General features: G+C 41.6%; 17 protein-coding genes. 10 read left to right on the top strand and 7 right to left on the bottom strand.

The genetic code is table 11. From position 1 onward, the window contains the following. The first annotated feature begins 178 nt into the window (after positions 1 to 178). From SMUL_RS15175 to SMUL_RS15160, 4 genes are all read left to right on the top strand, one after another. Complete coding sequence (locus SMUL_RS15175; RefSeq protein WP_038534082.1) at positions 179 to 2,731, top strand: CheR family methyltransferase; 2,553 nt, start codon at positions 179 to 181, stop codon at positions 2,729 to 2,731. Continuing rightward, complete coding sequence (locus tag SMUL_RS15170; protein WP_025346101.1) at positions 2,728 to 3,321, top strand: PAS domain-containing protein; 594 nt, start codon at positions 2,728 to 2,730, stop codon at positions 3,319 to 3,321. Before SMUL_RS15175 ends, SMUL_RS15170 begins: the two co-directional genes overlap by 4 nt. A gap of 156 nt (positions 3,322 to 3,477) precedes the next feature. After that, positions 3,478 to 5,592, top strand: a complete 2,115-nt coding sequence (locus tag SMUL_RS15165; RefSeq protein WP_025346100.1) for a helix-hairpin-helix domain-containing protein — start codon at positions 3,478 to 3,480, stop codon at positions 5,590 to 5,592. Between the two features lie 68 nt (positions 5,593 to 5,660). Further along, entirely contained in the window at positions 5,661 to 5,882 is a 222-nt protein-coding gene (locus SMUL_RS15160; protein WP_025346099.1) for an SHOCT domain-containing protein, read from the top strand. 4 nt (positions 5,883 to 5,886) lie between these two features. Here the strand turns inward: SMUL_RS15160 and SMUL_RS15155 are convergent, their stop codons facing one another. Both SMUL_RS15155 and SMUL_RS15150 read right to left on the bottom strand, forming a co-directional pair. Beyond that, positions 5,887 to 7,143: a hypothetical protein gene (locus tag SMUL_RS15155; protein ID WP_025346098.1), complete on the bottom strand. Its 1,257-nt coding sequence runs from the start codon at positions 7,141 to 7,143 to the stop codon at positions 5,887 to 5,889. A gap of 61 nt (positions 7,144 to 7,204) precedes the next feature. Continuing rightward, positions 7,205 to 8,128, bottom strand: coding sequence for a phosphoglycerate dehydrogenase (locus SMUL_RS15150; RefSeq protein ID WP_025346097.1), 924 nt, complete (start codon positions 8,126 to 8,128; stop codon positions 7,205 to 7,207). Positions 8,129 to 8,280: 152 nt separating this feature from the next. On the opposite strand from SMUL_RS15150, the gene SMUL_RS15145 reads away from it, so the two are divergent. After that, positions 8,281 to 8,715: a hypothetical protein gene (locus SMUL_RS15145; protein WP_025346096.1), complete on the top strand. Its 435-nt coding sequence runs from the start codon at positions 8,281 to 8,283 to the stop codon at positions 8,713 to 8,715. A 19-nt stretch (positions 8,716 to 8,734) separates the two neighbouring features. Here SMUL_RS15145 and SMUL_RS15140 read toward each other — a convergent pair whose 3' ends face one another. The 4 genes from SMUL_RS15140 to SMUL_RS15125 form a co-directional block, all read right to left on the bottom strand. Further along, complete coding sequence (locus SMUL_RS15140; RefSeq protein ID WP_025346095.1) at positions 8,735 to 9,112, bottom strand: DUF779 domain-containing protein; 378 nt, start codon at positions 9,110 to 9,112, stop codon at positions 8,735 to 8,737. Between the two features lie 56 nt (positions 9,113 to 9,168). Beyond that, positions 9,169 to 10,665 carry an aldehyde dehydrogenase family protein gene (locus SMUL_RS15135; protein ID WP_025346094.1) on the bottom strand — a complete coding sequence of 499 codons (1,497 nt, stop codon included), beginning with the start codon at positions 10,663 to 10,665 and terminating at the stop codon, positions 9,169 to 9,171. A gap of 137 nt (positions 10,666 to 10,802) precedes the next feature. Beyond that, positions 10,803 to 12,104, bottom strand: a complete 1,302-nt coding sequence (locus SMUL_RS15130; RefSeq protein WP_025346093.1) for an ArsS family sensor histidine kinase — start codon at positions 12,102 to 12,104, stop codon at positions 10,803 to 10,805. Further along, positions 12,097 to 12,765, bottom strand: a complete 669-nt coding sequence (locus SMUL_RS15125) for a response regulator transcription factor (protein WP_025346092.1) — start codon at positions 12,763 to 12,765, stop codon at positions 12,097 to 12,099. The genes SMUL_RS15130 and SMUL_RS15125 overlap by 8 nt, the downstream gene beginning before the upstream one ends. 304 nt (positions 12,766 to 13,069) lie before the next feature. On the opposite strand from SMUL_RS15125, the gene SMUL_RS15120 reads away from it, so the two are divergent. Next, the gene (locus SMUL_RS15120) at positions 13,070 to 13,468 is read left to right on the top strand and encodes a transposase (RefSeq protein WP_025346091.1); all 399 of its coding nucleotides are present in this window, start codon (positions 13,070 to 13,072) and stop codon (positions 13,466 to 13,468) included. Positions 13,469 to 13,502: 34 nt separating this feature from the next. On the opposite strand, the gene SMUL_RS15115 is transcribed toward SMUL_RS15120, so the two are convergent. Continuing rightward, positions 13,503 to 14,165, bottom strand: coding sequence for an IS3 family transposase (locus SMUL_RS15115; protein ID WP_025346090.1), 663 nt, complete (start codon positions 14,163 to 14,165; stop codon positions 13,503 to 13,505). Between the two features lie 527 nt (positions 14,166 to 14,692). Here SMUL_RS15115 and SMUL_RS15110 point away from each other — a divergent pair. Genes SMUL_RS15110 through SMUL_RS15095 form a run of 4 tightly spaced genes read left to right on the top strand, consistent with a single transcriptional unit; the run spans position 14,693 to position 19,515 of the window. Beyond that, positions 14,693 to 15,307: a hypothetical protein gene (locus SMUL_RS15110; protein WP_025346089.1), complete on the top strand. Its 615-nt coding sequence runs from the start codon at positions 14,693 to 14,695 to the stop codon at positions 15,305 to 15,307. 25 nt (positions 15,308 to 15,332) lie between these two features. After that, entirely contained in the window at positions 15,333 to 18,032 is a 2,700-nt protein-coding gene (locus tag SMUL_RS15105; protein WP_190278595.1) for a molybdopterin-containing oxidoreductase family protein, read from the top strand. A gap of 21 nt (positions 18,033 to 18,053) precedes the next feature. Beyond that, positions 18,054 to 18,692, top strand: a complete 639-nt coding sequence (locus SMUL_RS15100; protein WP_025346087.1) for a 4Fe-4S dicluster domain-containing protein — start codon at positions 18,054 to 18,056, stop codon at positions 18,690 to 18,692. Next, positions 18,685 to 19,515, top strand: coding sequence for a dimethyl sulfoxide reductase anchor subunit family protein (locus SMUL_RS15095; protein ID WP_025346086.1), 831 nt, complete (start codon positions 18,685 to 18,687; stop codon positions 19,513 to 19,515). Before SMUL_RS15100 ends, SMUL_RS15095 begins: the two co-directional genes overlap by 8 nt. Positions 19,516 to 19,523: the final 8 nt, after the last annotated feature.

Below are 19,523 nucleotides of genomic sequence, written 5' to 3'. Positions count from 1 at the left end.
TAATTTCATAAATCCACTTATCCCCATAGATAGGACTCTCATCAAGCTGATATTGTGACATCGTACGTTAGCTTGTTTTTTTGAAATTTCGCGCTATTTCCTAACACCACCCTCTTTAGAGGGTATATCATAGTATACTCTAAGGAAATGCTTATATTTTTACATGGGAGATACCGTGATGCTAAAAAAGAAAAATCAGACTCCGCCCAAAGAGACAGACACAAAAACGTTTCCCATTGTTAGTATTGGGGCTTCTGCTGGTGGATTGGCGGCATTTGAAGCTTTTTTTTCTCGTATGCCTCAGGATCCCGTTCCGTGTGCTTTTGTGTTAATTCAGCATCTCTCTCCTGATTTTAAAAGTAGCCTTGTCGAGATTATCGGAAAATATACACCTATGAGCGTTTTTGAGATAACGGATGGCATGATGGTTGAGCCCAATTGTGTTTATATCATCCCTCCAGCGCACGATATCTCACTGATGGATGGGGCATTTAAACTGTCAAATCGCACCAAAAAAAAAGGTCTACACCTCCCTATTAACTTCTTTTTTAACGCTTTAGCCAAAGACCAACACCACAATGCCATTGGTATCGTGCTCTCAGGCACAGGAAGTGATGGCACAAAAGGGATTGTAGATATCAAGGAAAATGGCGGTATGGTGATGGCGCAAAGTATCGCTTCTGCCCAATATGACGGTATGCCAAGTAGTGCTATAGGGACGGGTTTGGTTGATCATACCCTGCCACCTGAAGAGATGGGCGTTGCACTCATGAATTACATCAAGTCTACACGAGACACGCTTTTAACTGAGCCTCCTTTTGATTTTGCACTCAAACATGAAAATGTTCTTAAAAAGATTTTTATCCTTCTTCGTGAACAAACAGGTCATGATTTTTCACAGTACAAACCCAATACCATTCATCGTCGCATTGCGAGAAGGATGGATGTTGTAGGCATTGAGTCGTTGGAAAAGTATGCGACCTATTTGAAAACAACACCCGATGAAATTGAGGCACTGTTTCAAGATGTCTTAATAGGCGTCACGCACTTTTTTCGTGATAAAAGTGCCTTTGAAGCATTGAAAAAAATCATTCCTGAACTTTTAACGGGCAAGTCGATGAGCAATCCCTTTCGAGCGTGGTCTTGTGGCTGTTCGAGTGGTGAAGAGGCGTATTCTTTGGCGATACTTTTAGCAGAATACAAAGAGGTATCTAAACTCTCTTTTGCGATTCAAATCTTTGCAACCGACATTGATGAACGAGCCATTGCAAACGCGCGTGCAGGTCTTTATACTTCGGATATCGTAGAGGATGTTTCGCCCAAACGACTAGCATCTTATTTCACGTTAGGGTCTGATGGTAAGACCTACCGCATCAATAAAAATGTTCGCGATATGGTCATTTTCTCTGAACAAAATATCACCCGAGATCCTCCTTTTTCCAAACTTGACCTGATCTGCTGTCGCAATCTTTTGATTTACATGAACCCCACTTTGCAGAAAAAAATCATCCCTTTATTTCAGTATGCCCTCAATCCTAATGGCGTTCTTTTTTTAGGTAGTTCTGAGGGTGTTGGAGAATTTGAACATCTTTTCTCCGTCATTGACCAAAAAGCAAAACTCTATCGCTGTGTTGTCAATCCAGATGATTCAAGACGAAAGCTGATGGAGCATGTTCTTCCTCTTCCTACGTTGGAAAGCAGACGCTTTTCTTCCTCTAACATTCCATTGGTACGTGAACAAAACAAGCAACCTTTAGCCAATGTGTTTGTTAACGCTGGAGGGGATAAGCTTTATCTCTACAGCGAGGCTGGTTTAGTGCCAAAAAGTTCTCCTTTGAAAAATGAAGAGACAGGCGTAGAAGAGTTACAATCGCTCAACGAAGAGTTACAATCTATGAACGAAGAACTTCAATCAACCAACGAAGAGCTCGAAACCTCCAAAGAAGAGATGCAATCCCTCAATGAAGAGCTTTCCACGGTCAATTCTGAACTTCAAACAAAAATTATCGCACTTTCCCAAGCCAACAATGACATGAACAATTTACTCTCAGGCACAGGCGTTGCGACACTCTTTTTGGACAAAAAGCTTCATGTGATGCGCTTTACCCCCTCGTGTGCGCTCATCATCAATCTTATTACGGGGGATATCGGACGACCCATAGGGCATATCGTCCCCAATCTGCTTAATTACACCTCCTTACAAGCAGATGCGCAAGCTGTACTTGATACGCTCATCCCCACGGAAATAAAAGTATGTTCAACGACCGATAAGTGGTATATGATGCATATCATTCCCTATCGAACCCTTGAAAATGTTGTTGAAGGTGTGGTGGTGAGTTTTGTGGATATTACAGAAATTAAAGCCTTGCGCCGTTTGGCGGTGATTGTAAATGATGCCAATGATGCGATCATTATGCATGATTTAAAAGGCAATATCCTTGCTTGGAATAAAAGTGCCACGCAGATGTACGGTTGGAGCGAAACAGAGGCGTTAAAGCTAACGATGAACGACCATGTACCTGAGTCCACACGCAAAGAAGCACTGAAAAAAATCATTCAGCTCAGTCGTCATGAGATTTTAGCGCCCTATCTGACACAGCGCCTCGCCAAAGATGGGTCGATAAGAGATGTTTGGATTACTGCAACGGCACTGATGGATGAGACGGGTAAAATGTATGCAGTAGCGACCACCGAGCGCTTGGATGATTCTACTTTAGGTGTATCCCAATGAAAGCAATAAGCAATCCAGAAGCGTTACAACCCACATTACGCGAAAAGGCAGAATATCTTTTTTTTAAGAAAGTCCAGTTACAAAAAAAAGAAAACTCTCTTGAAATGATTCAAAAAGTTCTTCAAGAATTATGTATTCATCAAATCGAACTTGAAATACAAAATGAGGAATTACTGCAGAGTAAAGAAGAGCTTTACATCGTCAAAGAACGCTATTTTGATCTGTATGAACACGCTCCCGTTGGGTATTGCACGCTTAGCGAAGAGGGAAAAATTCTTCAAGCAAACCTCACGATGGCAACATTGCTTGTTTTGCCTAAGGGCAAACTGTTGGGTCGGTCTATCACGACCTTTATCGCTCGTGAAAATCAAGACACGTGGTATTTATACTTCCAAAAACTTCTTAAAACGCACAAAACAGAGCCATGTGAGTTGCAGATGACCAAAGGAGATGACACACTCTTTTGGGCACATTTGAATGTATCTATTCAACACGATGTGCATGGCGTCGTAACATTGCATCTCACGCTAGGTGACATCTCCTCGCAAAAAGAAGCTCAAAAAATTGGGAGTGACGTTTTCAATGGATGATTTTGGAACAGGGTATTCATCACTTGAGCTATTAGCACTAAGTTATAACTAAACATTAAAGCCAATACATTACCCTGTGAGCAATTTATTGGCTCATTTCCGCTAAAATACTCCCTCAAAAAACCTTTACATGTAAAGCCTAAGGAATTTAATTTTATGAACCCACTTATTCCCATTTTAGTTCAAAAAACAGGCATTGCCAAAGAGAACATTATCAACATTTTAAAACTCCTTGAAGAGGGCTCTACCATCCCTTTTATCGCGCGGTATCGCAAAGAGATGACGGGTGGAGCGAGCGATGAACAGCTTCGTGAATTTGATAGCATTTATGCGTATGCGAAAAAATTGCATGATCGCAAAGAGGAGATTTTACGACTGATTGCTGAAAAAATCGAAGTGAACGATGAGGTGAAAAAAGCGGTTGAAAAGGCGGAGACACTGCAAGAGTTGGAAGATATTTACAGACCCTACAAAGAGAAGAAAAATACGCGCGCGGCAGTAGCGATTGCGGCGGGGCTCAGTCCATTAGCCGATGTTTTAGAGCGTGCAGAGTTAGAGCTAGAAGCGTTTGAGAAAAAGGCGCAGGGTTTTGTGAATGAGAAAATTGGAAGTGTCAAAGAGGCGATTGCAGGTGCGCAAGACATTATCGCGGAGCGTTACAGTGACGATGCGAAAGAGCGTGAGTATTGGAGGGCGCAACTGCATGATTACGCTTCGTTTGAGATCAAAGCGACTAAAATGCTCAAAGCTGATGGACTTTACGCCAAACTTGCGGGTAAAGCCGAAAAAATCGCGTCTATTCCCTCCCATCGTTACCTCGCGATGATGCGAGGTGTGAGCGAAAAAGAGTTACATGTAAAGATACTGCACGACATGGAGAGGGTGGAAAGTGCGATAGAGCGTTACCGCATTCCGCGCAATGCTAAAAGCTCGAAAACACTCTTACTTGAAGCCTATTTGGATGGGTTTAAACGACTTTTGTTTCCTTCATTAGAGCGCGAAATTCACGCACTTATCAAAGAAAAAGCTGACACGCAAGCGATTGCGACCTTTGGTAAAAACCTTTCACAACTTCTCAACACACCGCCCGTTACCAAGCGCGTGATTTTAGGTGTTGACCCAGCGTATCGCACAGGGTGTAAACTCGCGGTTGTCGATGAACATGGCACGTACCTAACCCACGCGGTTATCTACCCGACACCACCGCAAAGTGACTATGAAAAGTCTGCTAAAGTCATTAAAGAGTTTACGCAGAAGTACCACATCACCGCCGTGGCGATTGGCAATGGCACGGGTTCGCGCGAAAGCCAAGAGTTTTTTGCACGACTTAACCGCGAAGAGGGGCTGAATCTTGCCTATACCGTGGTTTCAGAGGCGGGCGCTTCCATCTACTCTGCGTCGAAAATCGCCACCGAAGAGTACCCGAATCTTGACGTGACGATACGGGGTGCCATTTCCATCGCGCAACGTCTGCGTGACCCGATGGCAGCACTCGTTAAGATTGATCCAAAGTCGCTAGGAATTGGTCAATACCAACACGATGTCGATCAAAAACAGTTGGAGAAGAAACTGAATGAAGTCATTGAAGATTTGGTGAATCGCATCGGGGTTGACCCCAACAGCGCTTCGATCTCTCTACTTTCCTATGTGGCAGGTGTTGGCGCAAAACTTGCCAAAGCCATCGTCGAGCACCGTGAAAGCAAAGGGGCGTTTACATGTAAAAGCGAACTCTTACATGTAAAGGGGTTAGGTGCCAAAGCGTACGAGCAATGTGCAGGGTTTTTTCGCATTCGTGAGGGCAAAAGTGTGCTCGACAATACGGGCGTTCACCCTGAGAGTTATGCGACGGCGCAGAAGCTTTTAAAACGTGCTGATTTGGCAACGCTTTCCAAAGAGCAGATTATCGCATTAGCAAAAGAGCAGGGCATTGGCGAAGCAACGCTTCAAGACATTATCGCCGAGCTTTTAAAACCTGGATTTGACCCACGAGAGAGCTTGCCACCGATTGCGTTTCGTTCTGATCTGACGGATATTAGTGAACTCAGTGAAGGCTCTATCGTTTCGGGTGTGGTACGAAATATTGCCGATTTTGGGGCGTTCGTGGACATTGGACTTAAAAACGATGGGCTGATTCACATCTCGCAGATGAGTGACAAGCGCATCGCGCATCCGTTGGAAGTGCTCAGCATCAACCAACAGTTAACGCGCATTCGTGTCATCGAAGTGGACAAAGAAAAAGGCAAAGTGAGCTTGAGTCTTAAAGAGGTTTGAGCAGTTTAATTAACACGTTGTTCACACAAAAGGACTACAATGGTACAACGTTATTTCAAGGAGCCAAAATGTATGGATATGAATGGATGGGGCATGGGTTTTTTATGCCGTGGATGATTATATTTCCGATGGTGATTTTAGTGCTCTTTATGATGATGCGAGGAGGCAAATCGTCTTGCCATCATCGCGAAAAAGAAGACGAAGCATTGGAGATAGCCCGTAAGCGTTTTGCGCGTGGTGAGATCGACGAAGAGGCTTTTGAGAAGATCAAACAAAAATTATCGGCTTAACGTATTACCTTTGCGAGAGCGTTTTAGCAAGCGCTCTTCGAATTCGCTCGTATTGCCCATCAATAGGGTGTCCTTGGGATTCGAGGATGACAAGCGATTTTTCGGTTTCGCCAAAACGCCGCTCCCAGACGTAGATCTCTTTTTGCTTATTGGCAAGGGCTAGGTCGAGCTCTTTGAGTGCTTTTTGGTGACGTGTTCTTTGGTTTAAAATCGAGTCTTCTTTTCGGTAGAGTTGTGCCATTAAACTTCTGCGATCAAAATTTTTCTCCTCACCATCTTCTAAAAACTTCACCTCTTTTGCATCGTTTGTTTCAAGTCTTTCAAGCGTTGTGCGCGTTTGATCGGCTTTTTCTTCGACATCTTTGAGACCAAGGTGCTCTTTTTTGATCTGCTGGCTGATCTCTTTGGATTCATTGCGGAGTTGGTCGAGTTTTTTCTTGATAATGGCAATATCGTTGCGTCTATCGTAAAGTGTCTGTTTGGACTTTTTAAATTGAATCATGGTGGAGCGAATTGTCGTCATATTCCAAGCCCGTTTGCTCTCATCTAAGATAGGATTTGGTTTGTAACGGTTTCCCTTCGCATCGATGGTTTCGTGAATACCAAAGTGACTTAGAAAATCAATCGCCTTTTTCTCTTGGTTGGAAAAGTGCAGCAAAATATCCTCAGCGACAAGCAGCATCAAATCTTCAAATATTTCGCGCAAAATAAAAAAACTCAGCCCACGAATGCTTCGCAAGTCTTCTATCTCTGTTGATTCGATGATCACGATGTCTGCAAGGTTGACGAAGGTTGGAATGAAGAGTGTTTTAAACTCCATCGGATTGATTTTCTTGACGTTGAGGGTACTGTTGATGGCAAAAGGGAGCAGGGTCAATAAACGCTCTTTGTATTCATTGTTCGGGAAATACTGTTTTTTATAGCCAGCAAGCGTTTCATTTGGAATGCCGCACGCTCTGCGATCTGCACTGTTTTCAGGTATTTCAACTTGAAAATAACGTTTGATGTAGATTTCATCATCCGTGCAGATAAAAAGATCCGAGGCATTCAGATCGACTTTATTGGCAAATTTTTCGTGTAAAACATCGACATACGAAGCATAACGCTTGGGGAGTTTACAATGAGAAATGGCAGAGATAATCGGCTCAAGATCCTCTTCTTCAAAACGGTAAAGCACATCCAGAAAGAGGTAACGATTTGGATCGAACTCTGTTAAAAACTGATCAATTATTTTTTCGGCGTGACTGAATGAATCTTCCATTTCTTCCCTGCTAACACAAAATCGGTCTTATTGTACCTAAAAAGAATAAAATTCTGATAACTTATTTCATAATAAAAAAATTCTTGAGATGATCGATACAGGCGTAGCCCATCGCTAAAATGCTTTCTTTAGAATTTCCCCCAAGATGCGGCGTGCAGACAAGGTTTGGAAGGTCGATCAGCTCCCAATTTTGCGTAGGCTCTACCTCAAACGCTTCCAGTCCCGCTCCTGCGATTTCACCATTTTTAAGCGCCACTTTGAGCGCTTCTTCATCGATGATGCCACCGCGTGCTGTGTTAATAATAAATGCGCTTTTTTTCATCGCTTTAAATGCATCGGTTGAGAAGAGGTTTTGACTCGTAGGGGTGAGTGGCAGATGAATAGAGATGATGTCCGCTTCTTCTAAAATGCGCTCTTTGGTTGCAAAGGTGATGCCATACTTTTGCGCTTCGGCTTCATCGTGGGTACGGTTGCAGACAAGAATGGTGCAGTGAAAAGGGCTTAAAAGCTCAATCAGACGCTTGGCGATGTTTCCAAAACCAAACAGACCGATGGTTTTGCCGCTAAGTTCACTTCCTCCATTGACTTTCCATGTGTGCTGTTTTAAAAGGGTCGTTGCAATGTGCAGGTTGCGGATGAGTGAAAGCATCAACGAAAGCGTGATTTCGGCGACCGAATTGCTGTTCGTTCCACCACTCCAACCAAGCTTCACGCCTCTTTTTTGCATCGCGTCAAGGTCAAGATTGTCCAGTCCGACACCGTAACGTGAGAGGATTTTAAGCCTAGGACACGCGCTTAAGATCTCATCGTCGATCATTTCACGCCCGACAATCGCCCCATCGACATCGTGCAAAAAAGCGATCATATCTTCTTTGGTTTTAAGCGTGTTGTCCGCATTGTGTTTGACATCTGGAAAATGAAAGGTAAGCTCGTTCATCAGCTCACGTGAGCGCGAGAAAAGAGGGGTAATCACAGCAATTTTCATGGGAATTTCCTTTTACATGTAAAGCGTCTAATGTGAATAAAGTATAGCATGCTTTTTTCAAACTTTACTGAGAAGATTGATCAATTTTTGTTAATCTGCTATTTACTTTGAAAAGATACAATCAGAGAATAATTATCAATTAAAGGAATTCTATGAAAAAACTTCTACTCCTCATCGCGCTCATTTTGCCTTTTGGACTCTTTGCTGACACATTGAAAGAGGGCTCGCCGATTCAAGCGCCTGCGATTAAAGATCAGTTTGAAAAAACAATGAGCATTACACCGCAAACCAAGCAGATTATCATTGCCTACACCAAATCTCAAGGCGATGTGATGAAAGCTTTTTTTGAAGCCAATCCCAATTACTTAAGCGAAAACAGTGCGCTTTATCTTATGGACGCAACCGCTGTTCCAAGTATCGTCATGAGTATGTTTATGATGCCAAAGTTTAAGAAATATCCTTATGCGATAGGGCTTTTGGAGAATGAAAAGGATGTGGCGTATTTTCCTAAAAAAGAGGATCTAATGACAGTGATTACGCTTGATAATCTAAGTGTCACCGCTATTGATTATAAAGAGAAACTCTAACAAAGTGGAGAAGTGAATTTCACTTCTCCTGTTCTCTCAAAAGCCTGTTTTCTTCATCGCTAAAAATACGCGAACGTGTAATAAACTGATACCCTTCATCAATTTCCAATGAAAAAGAGTTGCCAAACGCGGCTTTTTCTTCTTTCACATCTAAGACGATTTGAGAGTAACGAAAATATTCAAATTGGTCTTTGTCGATGAAAAACTCACAGCCACCGACTTCACCCATTTTGACATTGCGGGAAGGAACGTGAAAATCTTTTTTTTCATAACACATCGGTGCCGTGCCATCGCAACAGCCCCCACTTTGATTGAAAACAAGTTCTCCGTACTCACGTTTGAGCATTTCGATGACTTTAAGCGCTTCAGCTGTCGCACTCAGACGATGGATGCTCATTTGAGCTCCTTTCAAAAAGAGGTGCATGGGCTTTGATGCCCATGCGTTTGGGTAGGCTAAAAGAAGCCTAATTTATTTTTATTGTAGGACGTCAAGATGTTTTTGGTATGGCGATAGGCATTAAGCATCATCATGTGCGTCTCACGACCGATACCTGATTTTTTATACCCACCAAAAGAGGCATGTGATGGGTAGAGATGGTAGCAGTTGACCCACACACGTCCCGCTTCAATGCCACGTGACATGCTGTGGAGTTGATGCGCGTCTCTTGACCACACGCCTGAGCCTAGACCGTAAATCGTGTCATTGGCAATGGCAAGCGCTTCGGCTTCATCTTTAAAGGTAGTCACACATAGCACAGGTCCAAAAATCTCTTCTTGGAAGATACGCATTTTATTGTGACCTTTGAAGATGGTTGGTTGAATGTAATTGCCTTTTGGGAAGGTTTTGTTTTTATACTCAGCTCCACCGATAAGGCATTCAGCCCCTTCTTCTTTACCGATGCGAATATAATCCAAGATTTTCTCTTTTTGATTGACTGAAGCTTGCGCTCCCATTTTGGTCGTCGGATCAAGAGGATTTTCTTGGGTGATCGCTTTAACGCGCTCTAGAACACGTTTCATAAACGGCTCATAGATGGACTCTTGAATGAGTGCGCGTGAAGGGCATGTGCAGACTTCGCCACTGTTAAAGGCAAAGAGTACCAAGCCTTCGATCGCTTTGTCAAAAAATTCATCGTCTTTCGCCATAATGGATTCAAAGAAAACATTAGGCGATTTACCACCGAGTTCAAGTGTAGAAGGAATAATATTTTCAGTAGCGTACTGCATGATGAGCTGACCAGTCGTCGTCTCACCCGTAAAGCCTACTTTTTTGATGTCTGGGTGCGTGGCAAGATGCTTGCCGATTTTCCCGCCTGCACCGTTAATGATATTGACCACGCCTTTTGGTAACACATCTTGGATGGTTTCCATTAAAAGGAGGATTGACATTGGGGTTGCACTCGCTGGTTTTAAAACAACGCAGTTTCCAGCGGCGATTGCTGGAGCAATCTTCCATGCGGCCATTAAGAGTGGGAAGTTCCATGGAATGATTTGCGCGACAACGCCTAAAGGTTCGTGAATCTCTTGAGAAATGGTATTTTCATCAAGGTCTGCAACGGTTCCAGCTTCGCCACGAATGACAGAAGCAAAGTATCTGAAATGATCAATGACCAAAGGAACATCCGCATTTAACGTTTCGCGAACGGCTTTACCATTGTCAAGCGTCTCAGCAATAGCGAGCGCTTCGAGGTTAGCTTCGATTTTGTCGGCAATTTTATTTAGAAGGGTACTTCGCTCGATGACCGAAGTGTGTCTGTACGTTTCAAACGCTTTAACACCTGCAGCGACCGCTGCATCGACATCCGCTTCCGAAGAGCGTGGAATTTTTGTTAAAAGTTCACCATCAACGGGTGAGAGGTTGTCAAAATATTCACCATTAAGAGGTGGAACCCATTCGCCACCAATAAAGTTTTCATAACGCGGTTTGTATGTAGGTCTAGAATATGCCATTTTTGCACCTTTCTTGATAGAGTTAAAAGATAATAATTATCTCTACGTACACTCTATTCCAGTAAGCTTTAACAACAAAGACAATGGCTAAACTAACTATTTATTTTAGATTGCATTAATCTTCATCTGAAGGTATTTTAGGCAGAAGTTTCTTCGTATGGCTTATGTAAGATGGGTTGAAAAAAGATGCGAAAATAGTTTTTCCCATTTTCATGATGGTAAAGAAGATCAAATGAGTGTTTCAAAATAATACTGTTGGCGATATAAAGTCCAAGCCCCAAACCAATACTGGTACTTTCTATATCACGGTTAAAGGCGCGTGTAAAATCTAGTCGTTGTTCAGGAATTTTTTCACCATCACTGCAGATACTAATATGATCGGGACATATATCAACGATAACGTCATTTTTAGAATATTTGAGGGCATTATCCAGTAAGTTTTTAACAGCCGTGGCTAAAAGCTCAAAATCAGCCATAAGAATAGGCGTCGTATCTTCGGCATTAATACAGATGCGCTTTGTATCGTGCATCAAAAGAAGGTCAATTGCATGGTCTAAAATGTCCACCAAGCGGTACTCTTTGGTGGATAATATCCATTCGTTAGAAGCCAATTTTTCAACTTTGACCATTTCGCCTAAAAGCACCTCTTGCCGAATAAATATCTGCCTGAGCTGTCCTTTAAACTCGTCATCTTTAATAATGCTTGCGAGGATTTTTCCTTTCATGACAGGTGTTCTAAGCTCATGTAAAATATTGCGCAAAAAGAGCGTTCGAGATTCTTTCAAGAGGTGAATTTTTTTCATAGCGAGATTAAATTCAGCCGCAATTTCTCCCAATTCATCTTTACTATCTACGGGGATTTCTTGAAAGATTGTTTGATCACCAAACGCGCGAATAGCACTTTTTAAATTACGGAGTCGTAATAGCTTGCGTAAGACAATAATAAAAAAGATCACGGTTACGACATTCATGGTTCCCCATAAAATCCATAAACGATTGAGTGAAAAATTTTCTAAGTTTTCAAGTGCGGGTCGATCATCCATTGAAATGACTTCTTCATCAGACTTTGGAGCAATGCCTGCTAATAGCATGATTTTAACCATAGCTTTTTTAGGAGGAGGGGGATCGCGTGGGACAAAATAGAGTGTATTGTGATACAAAATCATATCACAATACGAATCTTCAAGAAGTTTTTTGCCGTTGGTGCGTATCTCATTTTTTGGAGTATCGCTTAGTTTAATACCAAGCTCTGCAAGCAGAGCATCCTTATTGTGAGGCTCTTCTCCAATCGTGCGCATTCCCATCATAAAACGTTGAAAGGTAAAGTAGTTTAAGTCCTTAATTTGCCTGTTGTATTCAATGGTAAAAGAGATATTAATAACGACAAGCGCCAAAATAAAAAAAAAGGAGATAAGTTTAATAATTGAAATATTACGCATTGATAAATTTATACCCTACCCCTCTGACAGAGAGGATAGAATGAGGATTTTTGGGATCATCGCCTATTTTTTGACGAATTCGTCCAATAATAACATCAATACTTTTGAGTCCACTTTGAAATTTAATCGAATTGATATTGAGCAAAAGCTCTTCGCGTGAGATAACAAAACCTTCTTTGTCAAGCAGAAAAGCCATAATATCATATTCAGCTTTTGTGAGGTTCAATTCACGATTATTGCGTTTGATAACATGTTGTTTTTCATCAATACTAAAAACTTCCGAAGATGTTTTTACGTGAATGCCTCTTCGTAAAATAGCGCGTAATCTAAAGGCTAATTCTATTGGTTCATAAGGCTTTGGAAGATAATCATCTGCCCCGAGTTCAAAACCAATGATCTTATCGACGGTATCTGACCTTGCAGATGAGATAATAATGGGAAGATCTGGAAACGATGCCCTCACGGTGCGACAGACATCTAAGCCATCAATTTGGGGTAGGGAAAGATCCAACACGAGGGCATCAAATGTCTCATGCTCAAGGATTTTCAACCCCTCAACAGGATTAAAAGCCATGACTGTTTCGACTTCTTCTGTTAAAAGTATGCGTTGAAGGAGACGTGCTAATTCGACATCATCTTCAATCAGTAAAATTTTTATCATGGACTCATTATACCTCTAAAGTTATAAAACTAAAAAAATAAATTCAATTATTTTTAAAATATATCATTCATCTCAGAAATATAAGACGATTTTTCAAATGGCACATGAAAGTATTTCAGAGGTATTTTGAGCATTTTTATCCGATTATAACGGGTATGTCGTAAACTACTAGAGCATAAATAAACGTAAAATATACAAATATACAACTATTTTGAATTGTTACCAACCATTTACTGCTTATTGGATGCTTTAGTGTTAAGATTGGGGTAATTGAATAATTTCCAAATGGATAAAGGAGGAATTTATGAATCAATCACCCATAACCTTTAGCACTGAACTAAAGACAAAAATTGTTCTTGAATTGTTACACGGAAAACCTAACCTCATAGAGATTGCCACCCAATATGGAACAACCGTTGAAAATCTTTCGATGTGGAAACAACAATTCTTAGCCAATGCTTCACAGATATTTGAGACGCAAAGATCCAAAAAAGCATTAAAAAGAAGGGTTGAACAGTATGTTAAAGAGAATCAAAAATTAACATTCATGGTGGAAAAAGTTACAACGGAGCGAGATGTGGTATGGTGTGCGTTGCAAAGCTTATCTATCGCGCACAACAGAAGGTTGATGAATGCGCGAAGCCATACGTTAGAGAAAAAACAGCGTGAGATCATTGCCTTAGATTATTTATTGATTAACTAAGCCTTCAGTCCTAAATATTATGTTTACATGTAAACTATAATTTAGTTGGTTTTGCAAGGGAAAGATCGTGTAAGAGATAGGGATGAATCTTGTTTTGATCATCCTGTTTCTGTTTCGCTTGTAGCTCCATCATTTTCATAAGCTTGTGTACTTTATTGACGCCAATACGATACCCCTCTTTAATCAGTTGCTGATGCATCATACGGTAACCGTAAGCGGAGGAGATGGATGTGTGAATTTCCTGAATTCGATTGATGATTTTTGCGTCTTTGTCATCGGTTGGTTTGGGTGCATAATAAAGAGAAGTGCGATTCAGATTGATAATTTCACATTGCCTAGCAATAGAGAGCTTGCTGTAGTGTGTATCGATGAGCTTCTTTTTGACAGCGACATCGAGTCCTTGAAGTTTCGTGATCGCCGCATCCCTTTGCGAAGCTACGTTATTGAGTTTAGCGTTTAGTTTTTCATTCTCCTTTTTGAGCTTGGCAAGTTCGGCTTTGGAAGATTTGGTTGAGTCAGTAGCTTCAAAAGCAAGCGCGGCATTGTCTAAAAAAAGTTGTTTCCAATTGAGAATGTTTTTAGATGTAATAGCATATTTAGTGGCTAATTGTGAAATGGTTAGTTCCCCTTGAAGCGCTTCAAGAACAACGTGCGTTTTAAACTCAGTCGTAAAAGTTGAACGTTTTCTACTCATCATAACTCCCCTATACATTCCCTTTTAAAGTGTCAACAACGTAATGATAAACCATTACATGTAAAACACGTTAAAAACAAGATCACTTGAACAATCTTACCAAACTTTCAATAATTTTAAATACCTCATTAACACTCAATCAACGTAAATAAGAAAAATAAAAACGAAAAAATCTTTATATAAAATTATATATTGCGATAATTCTAGCACTAAATTGTTGAAAATTACTAAAAATAAATTATTAATTATAAATATTAAATACTTTAGAGAAGTATTTCACAAAATAAGTAATCTATTTTTATATAAAAATTGATATAGCAAACTATAAGAGATATTAAAAGAATAAATAATTAATAAAATATGTCTTGACAAAAGGTGGCAATGAAGCATATAATGACACAGATGAATCGATTAATCTAAACAGATCATATCATTATTGTATCTGTTTGTAAGAGAATCTTATGACCAGAGGATTCTTGGGTAACTGTGTTAATAGAGTGAATGTAGATTTGATAGGTAAAGGATTGAAAATGGATAGGACTCAAAAGGTCTCGTTACAAAGCTTAGAAGAAGCTATGGCAAAAATTCATCAAAGAATAGTCTATGAACCTGCCTATAAAACCGTTCTTTTTAAAATGCTTGCATTCTGCCAAGAAACACACTCGTCAGTTGATATAGCTAAAGAAGTATGCTCATATCCTGAGATGAAAAGTTCTTTGCAGCCTGTTTCACTATTGCTCTCATGGTTGATTGAGTGCGATGGAATAGAAGAAGTGGTTTTAGCGGATAGAGAAGAAAAAGCGCTTATGTTCCGTACGACGATAGCAGGAAAGGCGGTGCTGGATAAAGAAAACAGTGGCGATAAGATAGCCGCATTATTCATGCAAGAACCTGCCTATGTGAGCGTCTATTGGCAAATTTTAAGCACATGCGTTGCTCCTCAAACCAGAGCAGAAATTGAGGTAATGTTACGAGGCAATCCGATTCTTGAAAGTCCGAAAATTTATGCAAACTATTTCATTGAGACACTTGAAAATGCCGGCGGTTTGGAGTGGAGAGACAAATGGCAAACGACACGTATGGGCATGAACGCGATGAATGAAAATGGATCATCGTCTATACATACAGCCAATCTTCATTCCTAATGATTGACCCTATAAGGAGAACTTTATGGAAAAAATAGAACAACCAGCGCTCGGGAGAAGAGATTTTCTCAAGACGACTGCTGTTATAGGCGCCTTTGGTGCGCTAAGCAGTTCGTGGTCAAGTGGGCTTGTCCCACGGGCGAATGCAGCCAGCGAAACTGCAATGACCAAAGAACGTACCGGAACAAAAATTATGAAGACGAACTGTCGTAGCTGTACTGCCGATTGTGGCGTTTTAGCGCATGTGCGAGATGGTCGTGTGATTAAGCTTGAAGGCGATCCTGACTTTGAGAGAAGTGAAGGTGCTTTATGCGTTAAAGGCTTATCTGGAATTACAGCACTGTACCATCCTCAACGCAATAAATACCCAATGAAGCGTATGGGTGCGCGTGGTGAAAATAAATGGATGCGTGTCACTTGGGATGAAGCACTGGATGACATTGCTAAAAAATTGATGGAAATCCGTGAAAAATATGGTGCCGAAGCGGTCATGGGAAGCACTGGCGGTGGCGGAAATCCAAACTTCCTCAGCTGTTGTCGTTTTTGTGATGTTTTTGGTACCCCAAATTGGTTTGAACCTGGTGCTTCACAATGTTATATGCCACGTCAAATGGTCTATCAAATGATGTACGGTGGTGGACCTTCTGGCAATACAAGCTTAGGCGATTCTAACTGTATCGAAGCGTATTTTTACGATGACATCAAGATGAAAACGTTTGTACTGTGGGGAACAGATCCATCGTACAGTGGACCTTCTCAAGCAGGACGTGCTTTAGTGGAACTTCGTGCACGTGGTGTTCAAACGATCGTGATTGATCCACGTTTTACACCTGACGCTGCTAAGGCAGATATCTGGTTACCGATTCGTCCAGGCACTGATGTTGCATTGATGATGGGATGGATTAAATATATTATTGAAAAAAACATGTATGACCTTGATTTTGTCATGAAGTGGACCAATCTTCCTTATCTTGTCAATACCAAAACAAAAATGCTCCTTCGCGAAAGTGATCTGATCGTCGGTGGCCGTGCGGATACCTTTGTTGTTTGGGATAAAAAAACCAATGCAGCTAAGCCAATTGCCTATCCATGGGATGATAATTTAGATCCTGCATTAGAAGGTGCTTTTAGCGTTAATGGCGTTACATGTAAAACAGGTTTTAGCCTTCTTAAAGAGCGCGTAGAGCCTTTTACCATTGCAAGCGTCGCCGAAGAGTGTGGATTAGAAGCCCATAAAATTGAAAAAGCAATCAATCTGTATGCCAAAAACACGCCTTCAAGTATTGCGCTAGGGGTCGCAACCGATCACAATGTCAATTCGGCGCAAGCGCCTATGTGTACAGCAGCGCTTGATATGCTCATGGGGAACGTTGAAAAACCAGGTACGGCTTTACAACGTTACGCCGGGGGTGGAATCGGCAATCTTCGTACCACGATGTTGAAAGAATTCCTTCCTGAAGAGCAGCTACGTAAACGTTTAGGAAGTATTGAGCATAAGGGAATGCTAAGGTGGTGGGTTGCGCAACCGGGTGCCTTATTAGAAGCGATGACAACACGTAAACCTTATGGCATTCATGCGTGGATTGAGCGCTCTGGCAATAAACTTGCTGTGGTCGCGGACGCTGCTAAATGGATTGAAGGGTTAAATCAATTGGATTTAGTCGTCCATGCCTTTGTCTATCCTACGTCATTTTCAGCTTATGCGGATTATCTTCTTCCTATGAATGAATGGTTAGAGTCTGATTTTATTGTCAGTTCTCACAACCGTATGTTTGCTAGGCAAGCCGTTACACATCTTTGGGAGACCTGTAATGAGAGTTTCTTTTGGGCAAGGTTGGCGAAAAAATGTGGTGAGCTTGGACATGAAGCATGCAAGCGAGCCTTTGATCCTAAAGAAACTGCACCTGAGCTTCCTTACTATAACACCTATGAAGAGCAGTTAGATGGGTGGAGTCAATACTTTGGCATGACATGGGCAGAGTATAAAGCTAAAGTTCCTTTTGATTATGTTCCTTATAATGAGTGGAGACGCTATTACATTTATAAAGAGATTGATCCAAAAACAGGAAAACCAAAAGGGTTTGGAACACCTTCTAAAAAATGTGAAGTGTATGGTGAGAGCTTTATAACACTGGGTCGTACAGGTCGTCCTTGGACAACGTATGATCTTCCACCATCTTCCAAAGATTACGATCCGCTTCCTTACTATATGGAGCCACCTGAAAATCCAAAATCTGAAACGGGAAAAGAGTACCCACTGGTCATGACCAATGGACGTTTACCAATCTACCATCACGGAACATTGCGCAATAGCCCATTTCTTCGTGAGATTTTTCCTGTAGCTGAGATTTGGGTTAACCCAATTGCGGCTCAAAAATACGGTGTAGCACAAGGTGATTGGGTTTGGGTTGAATCACTTCGTGGAAAGATCCAAGCAAAAGCACGTGTCACGGAGGGAATCCCACCGAATACGGTTTACATGGAACGTTTTTGGAATCCTGAAACCCTTGATAGTCCTACAAAAGGCTGGAAAGAGATGAATGTGAATGTTCTCTCCAAATATACAGGTCCTTACAATGATATGTTTGGAACGTATACGTTGCGTGGCTATCAAGTTAAGATTTCTAAAGCCAATAGCGCACCAAAAGGTATTTGGCAAAAGCCGGAAGATTTCAAACCGTGGCTTCCTGAGCCAACGGATGCAACCAAAACTGTGGTTCTGTAACTTTAACAAAGGAATTTACATATGAAAAATACAATGGTTATTGACCTAGACCGCTGCATCGGCTGTTACTCGTGCGAAATTGCATGTAAGATGGAGAATGACGTTGCGCTAGGTGTTTATTACAATAAAGTGTTGACAATTGGACCAACAGGAACATTTCCTGATCTTGAACAGTATTTTCTGCCAACCATTTGTCAACAATGCTATGACGCCCCGTGTGTGGGCGTCTGTCCAACGGGTGCCGCGTATAAAGCGGCTGATGGTACGGTGCTTGTCAATAAAGAGCTGTGCATTGGCTGTAAATACTGCATGATGGCATGTCCTTACGGTGCGCGTTCTTTCAATGAAGCTCAAAAAGTTGTTGAAAAATGCACACTGTGCGGACACCTTCAAGCCATTGGCGAAGAACCTGCTTGTGTGAAAGTCTGTTGCTCGAAAGCGCGAACATTTGGAGACATCGAAGATCCAAACAGTCATATTTCAAAAGTATTAAGAGAAGCGGGAAGTGATAATATTCATACTTTACCCGATAGTGGTAACCACCCTTCTGTGAAATATATCTTACACCGCAAGACAGCTGCATGGCAAGCAACTCCACCCAAAGAGACGTGGAGAAATAGTAATCAATCTGGACGAAAGGGAGATAAACAACATGGGTAGCGAATGGTCATTAGTCTTTTTTACATCGTTTGTTGACTTGGGGTGTGGATTGTTTGTTGCATTAGCCATTAATGAATGGTTCAGTATCAATCCACAAGTACGATGGCGTGGGGCTATCGCAGTGCTTGTTACATTAGCGCTTGGTGGCGTATCCAGTGTATTACACTTAGGCCATCCAGAGAGAATTTTTGGAGCGTTTAGTCATCCAACCTCTGGTATTTTCATTGAGTCTTCTATGATAGCAATTACGGGCATTTGTGTGTTGGCATACCTTTTTGCGCTCAAACGCAATGCATCGCATCAAAATCTTAAACTGATCACATTGATCGGTGCCGTTCCTGCGGTGATCCTTGCGTTTGCCGTAGGTGACTCGTATGTTATGGCTTCGCGTCCAGCGTGGGATACGCTGGTGTTACCTTTTGCTTATTTAGGTTCAGCGGCTGTTTTAGGTTGCTTTGCGTATAGGATATTGGTTGTAAACCCTAGTGAGCACTTGGTGACTCAGTTGAAATTGCTTATGCAAGGCTTATTGGTTATACAAGCGGTTTTAATGGTTGCTTATTTAGTTGCCTTATCCAATGCCCCTTACAGTGATGTCAGTAGATCCGCCACGCAGGTTTTGATGGGAGGATTTTCTGCTCTATTTTGGGGTGGAATCGTCATTATTGGGCTTTTGATCCCTTTTGGCTTAACCACGCTTAAGAAAGAGAGTGTCGCTTCAGCAATGTCAGCAGCGCTTGGATTGGTGTGTGTTTTTATAGGAGCCGCCGCCTTTAGAGTGCTGATGTTTAATTTGGGCTCTACGGTTTGGCAGTTTTTCTAAATGAGGGA

Source organism: Sulfurospirillum multivorans DSM 12446 (assembly GCF_000568815.1).
In the GTDB taxonomy this organism is placed as follows: Bacteria; Campylobacterota; Campylobacteria; order Campylobacterales; family Sulfurospirillaceae; genus Sulfurospirillum; species Sulfurospirillum multivorans.
Note: the sequence above shows the minus strand (reverse complement) of the source record. Positions and strands in the feature narration are given on the sequence as shown.

Bases quoted from the DNA above. Each gene is read 5' to 3' on its own strand.
- SMUL_RS15175 (WP_038534082.1), top strand. From the start codon at position 179: ATGCTAAAAAAGAAAAATCAGACTCCGCCCAAAGAGACAGACACAAAA.
- SMUL_RS15170 (WP_025346101.1), top strand. From the start codon at position 2,728: ATGAAAGCAATAAGCAATCCAGAAGCGTTACAACCCACATTACGCGAA.
- SMUL_RS15165 (WP_025346100.1), top strand. From the start codon at position 3,478: ATGAACCCACTTATTCCCATTTTAGTTCAAAAAACAGGCATTGCCAAA.
- SMUL_RS15160 (WP_025346099.1), top strand. From the start codon at position 5,661: ATGTATGGATATGAATGGATGGGGCATGGGTTTTTTATGCCGTGGATG.
- SMUL_RS15155 (WP_025346098.1), bottom strand. From the start codon at position 7,143: ATGGAAGATTCATTCAGTCACGCCGAAAAAATAATTGATCAGTTTTTA.
- SMUL_RS15150 (WP_025346097.1), bottom strand. From the start codon at position 8,128: ATGAAAATTGCTGTGATTACCCCTCTTTTCTCGCGCTCACGTGAGCTG.
- SMUL_RS15145 (WP_025346096.1), top strand. From the start codon at position 8,281: ATGAAAAAACTTCTACTCCTCATCGCGCTCATTTTGCCTTTTGGACTC.
- SMUL_RS15140 (WP_025346095.1), bottom strand. From the start codon at position 9,112: ATGAGCATCCATCGTCTGAGTGCGACAGCTGAAGCGCTTAAAGTCATC.
- SMUL_RS15135 (WP_025346094.1), bottom strand. From the start codon at position 10,665: ATGGCATATTCTAGACCTACATACAAACCGCGTTATGAAAACTTTATT.
- SMUL_RS15130 (WP_025346093.1), bottom strand. From the start codon at position 12,104: ATGCGTAATATTTCAATTATTAAACTTATCTCCTTTTTTTTTATTTTG.
- SMUL_RS15125 (WP_025346092.1), bottom strand. From the start codon at position 12,765: ATGATAAAAATTTTACTGATTGAAGATGATGTCGAATTAGCACGTCTC.
- SMUL_RS15120 (WP_025346091.1), top strand. From the start codon at position 13,070: ATGAATCAATCACCCATAACCTTTAGCACTGAACTAAAGACAAAAATT.
- SMUL_RS15115 (WP_025346090.1), bottom strand. From the start codon at position 14,165: ATGATGAGTAGAAAACGTTCAACTTTTACGACTGAGTTTAAAACGCAC.
- SMUL_RS15110 (WP_025346089.1), top strand. From the start codon at position 14,693: ATGGATAGGACTCAAAAGGTCTCGTTACAAAGCTTAGAAGAAGCTATG.
- SMUL_RS15105 (WP_190278595.1), top strand. From the start codon at position 15,333: ATGGAAAAAATAGAACAACCAGCGCTCGGGAGAAGAGATTTTCTCAAG.
- SMUL_RS15100 (WP_025346087.1), top strand. From the start codon at position 18,054: ATGAAAAATACAATGGTTATTGACCTAGACCGCTGCATCGGCTGTTAC.
- SMUL_RS15095 (WP_025346086.1), top strand. From the start codon at position 18,685: ATGGGTAGCGAATGGTCATTAGTCTTTTTTACATCGTTTGTTGACTTG.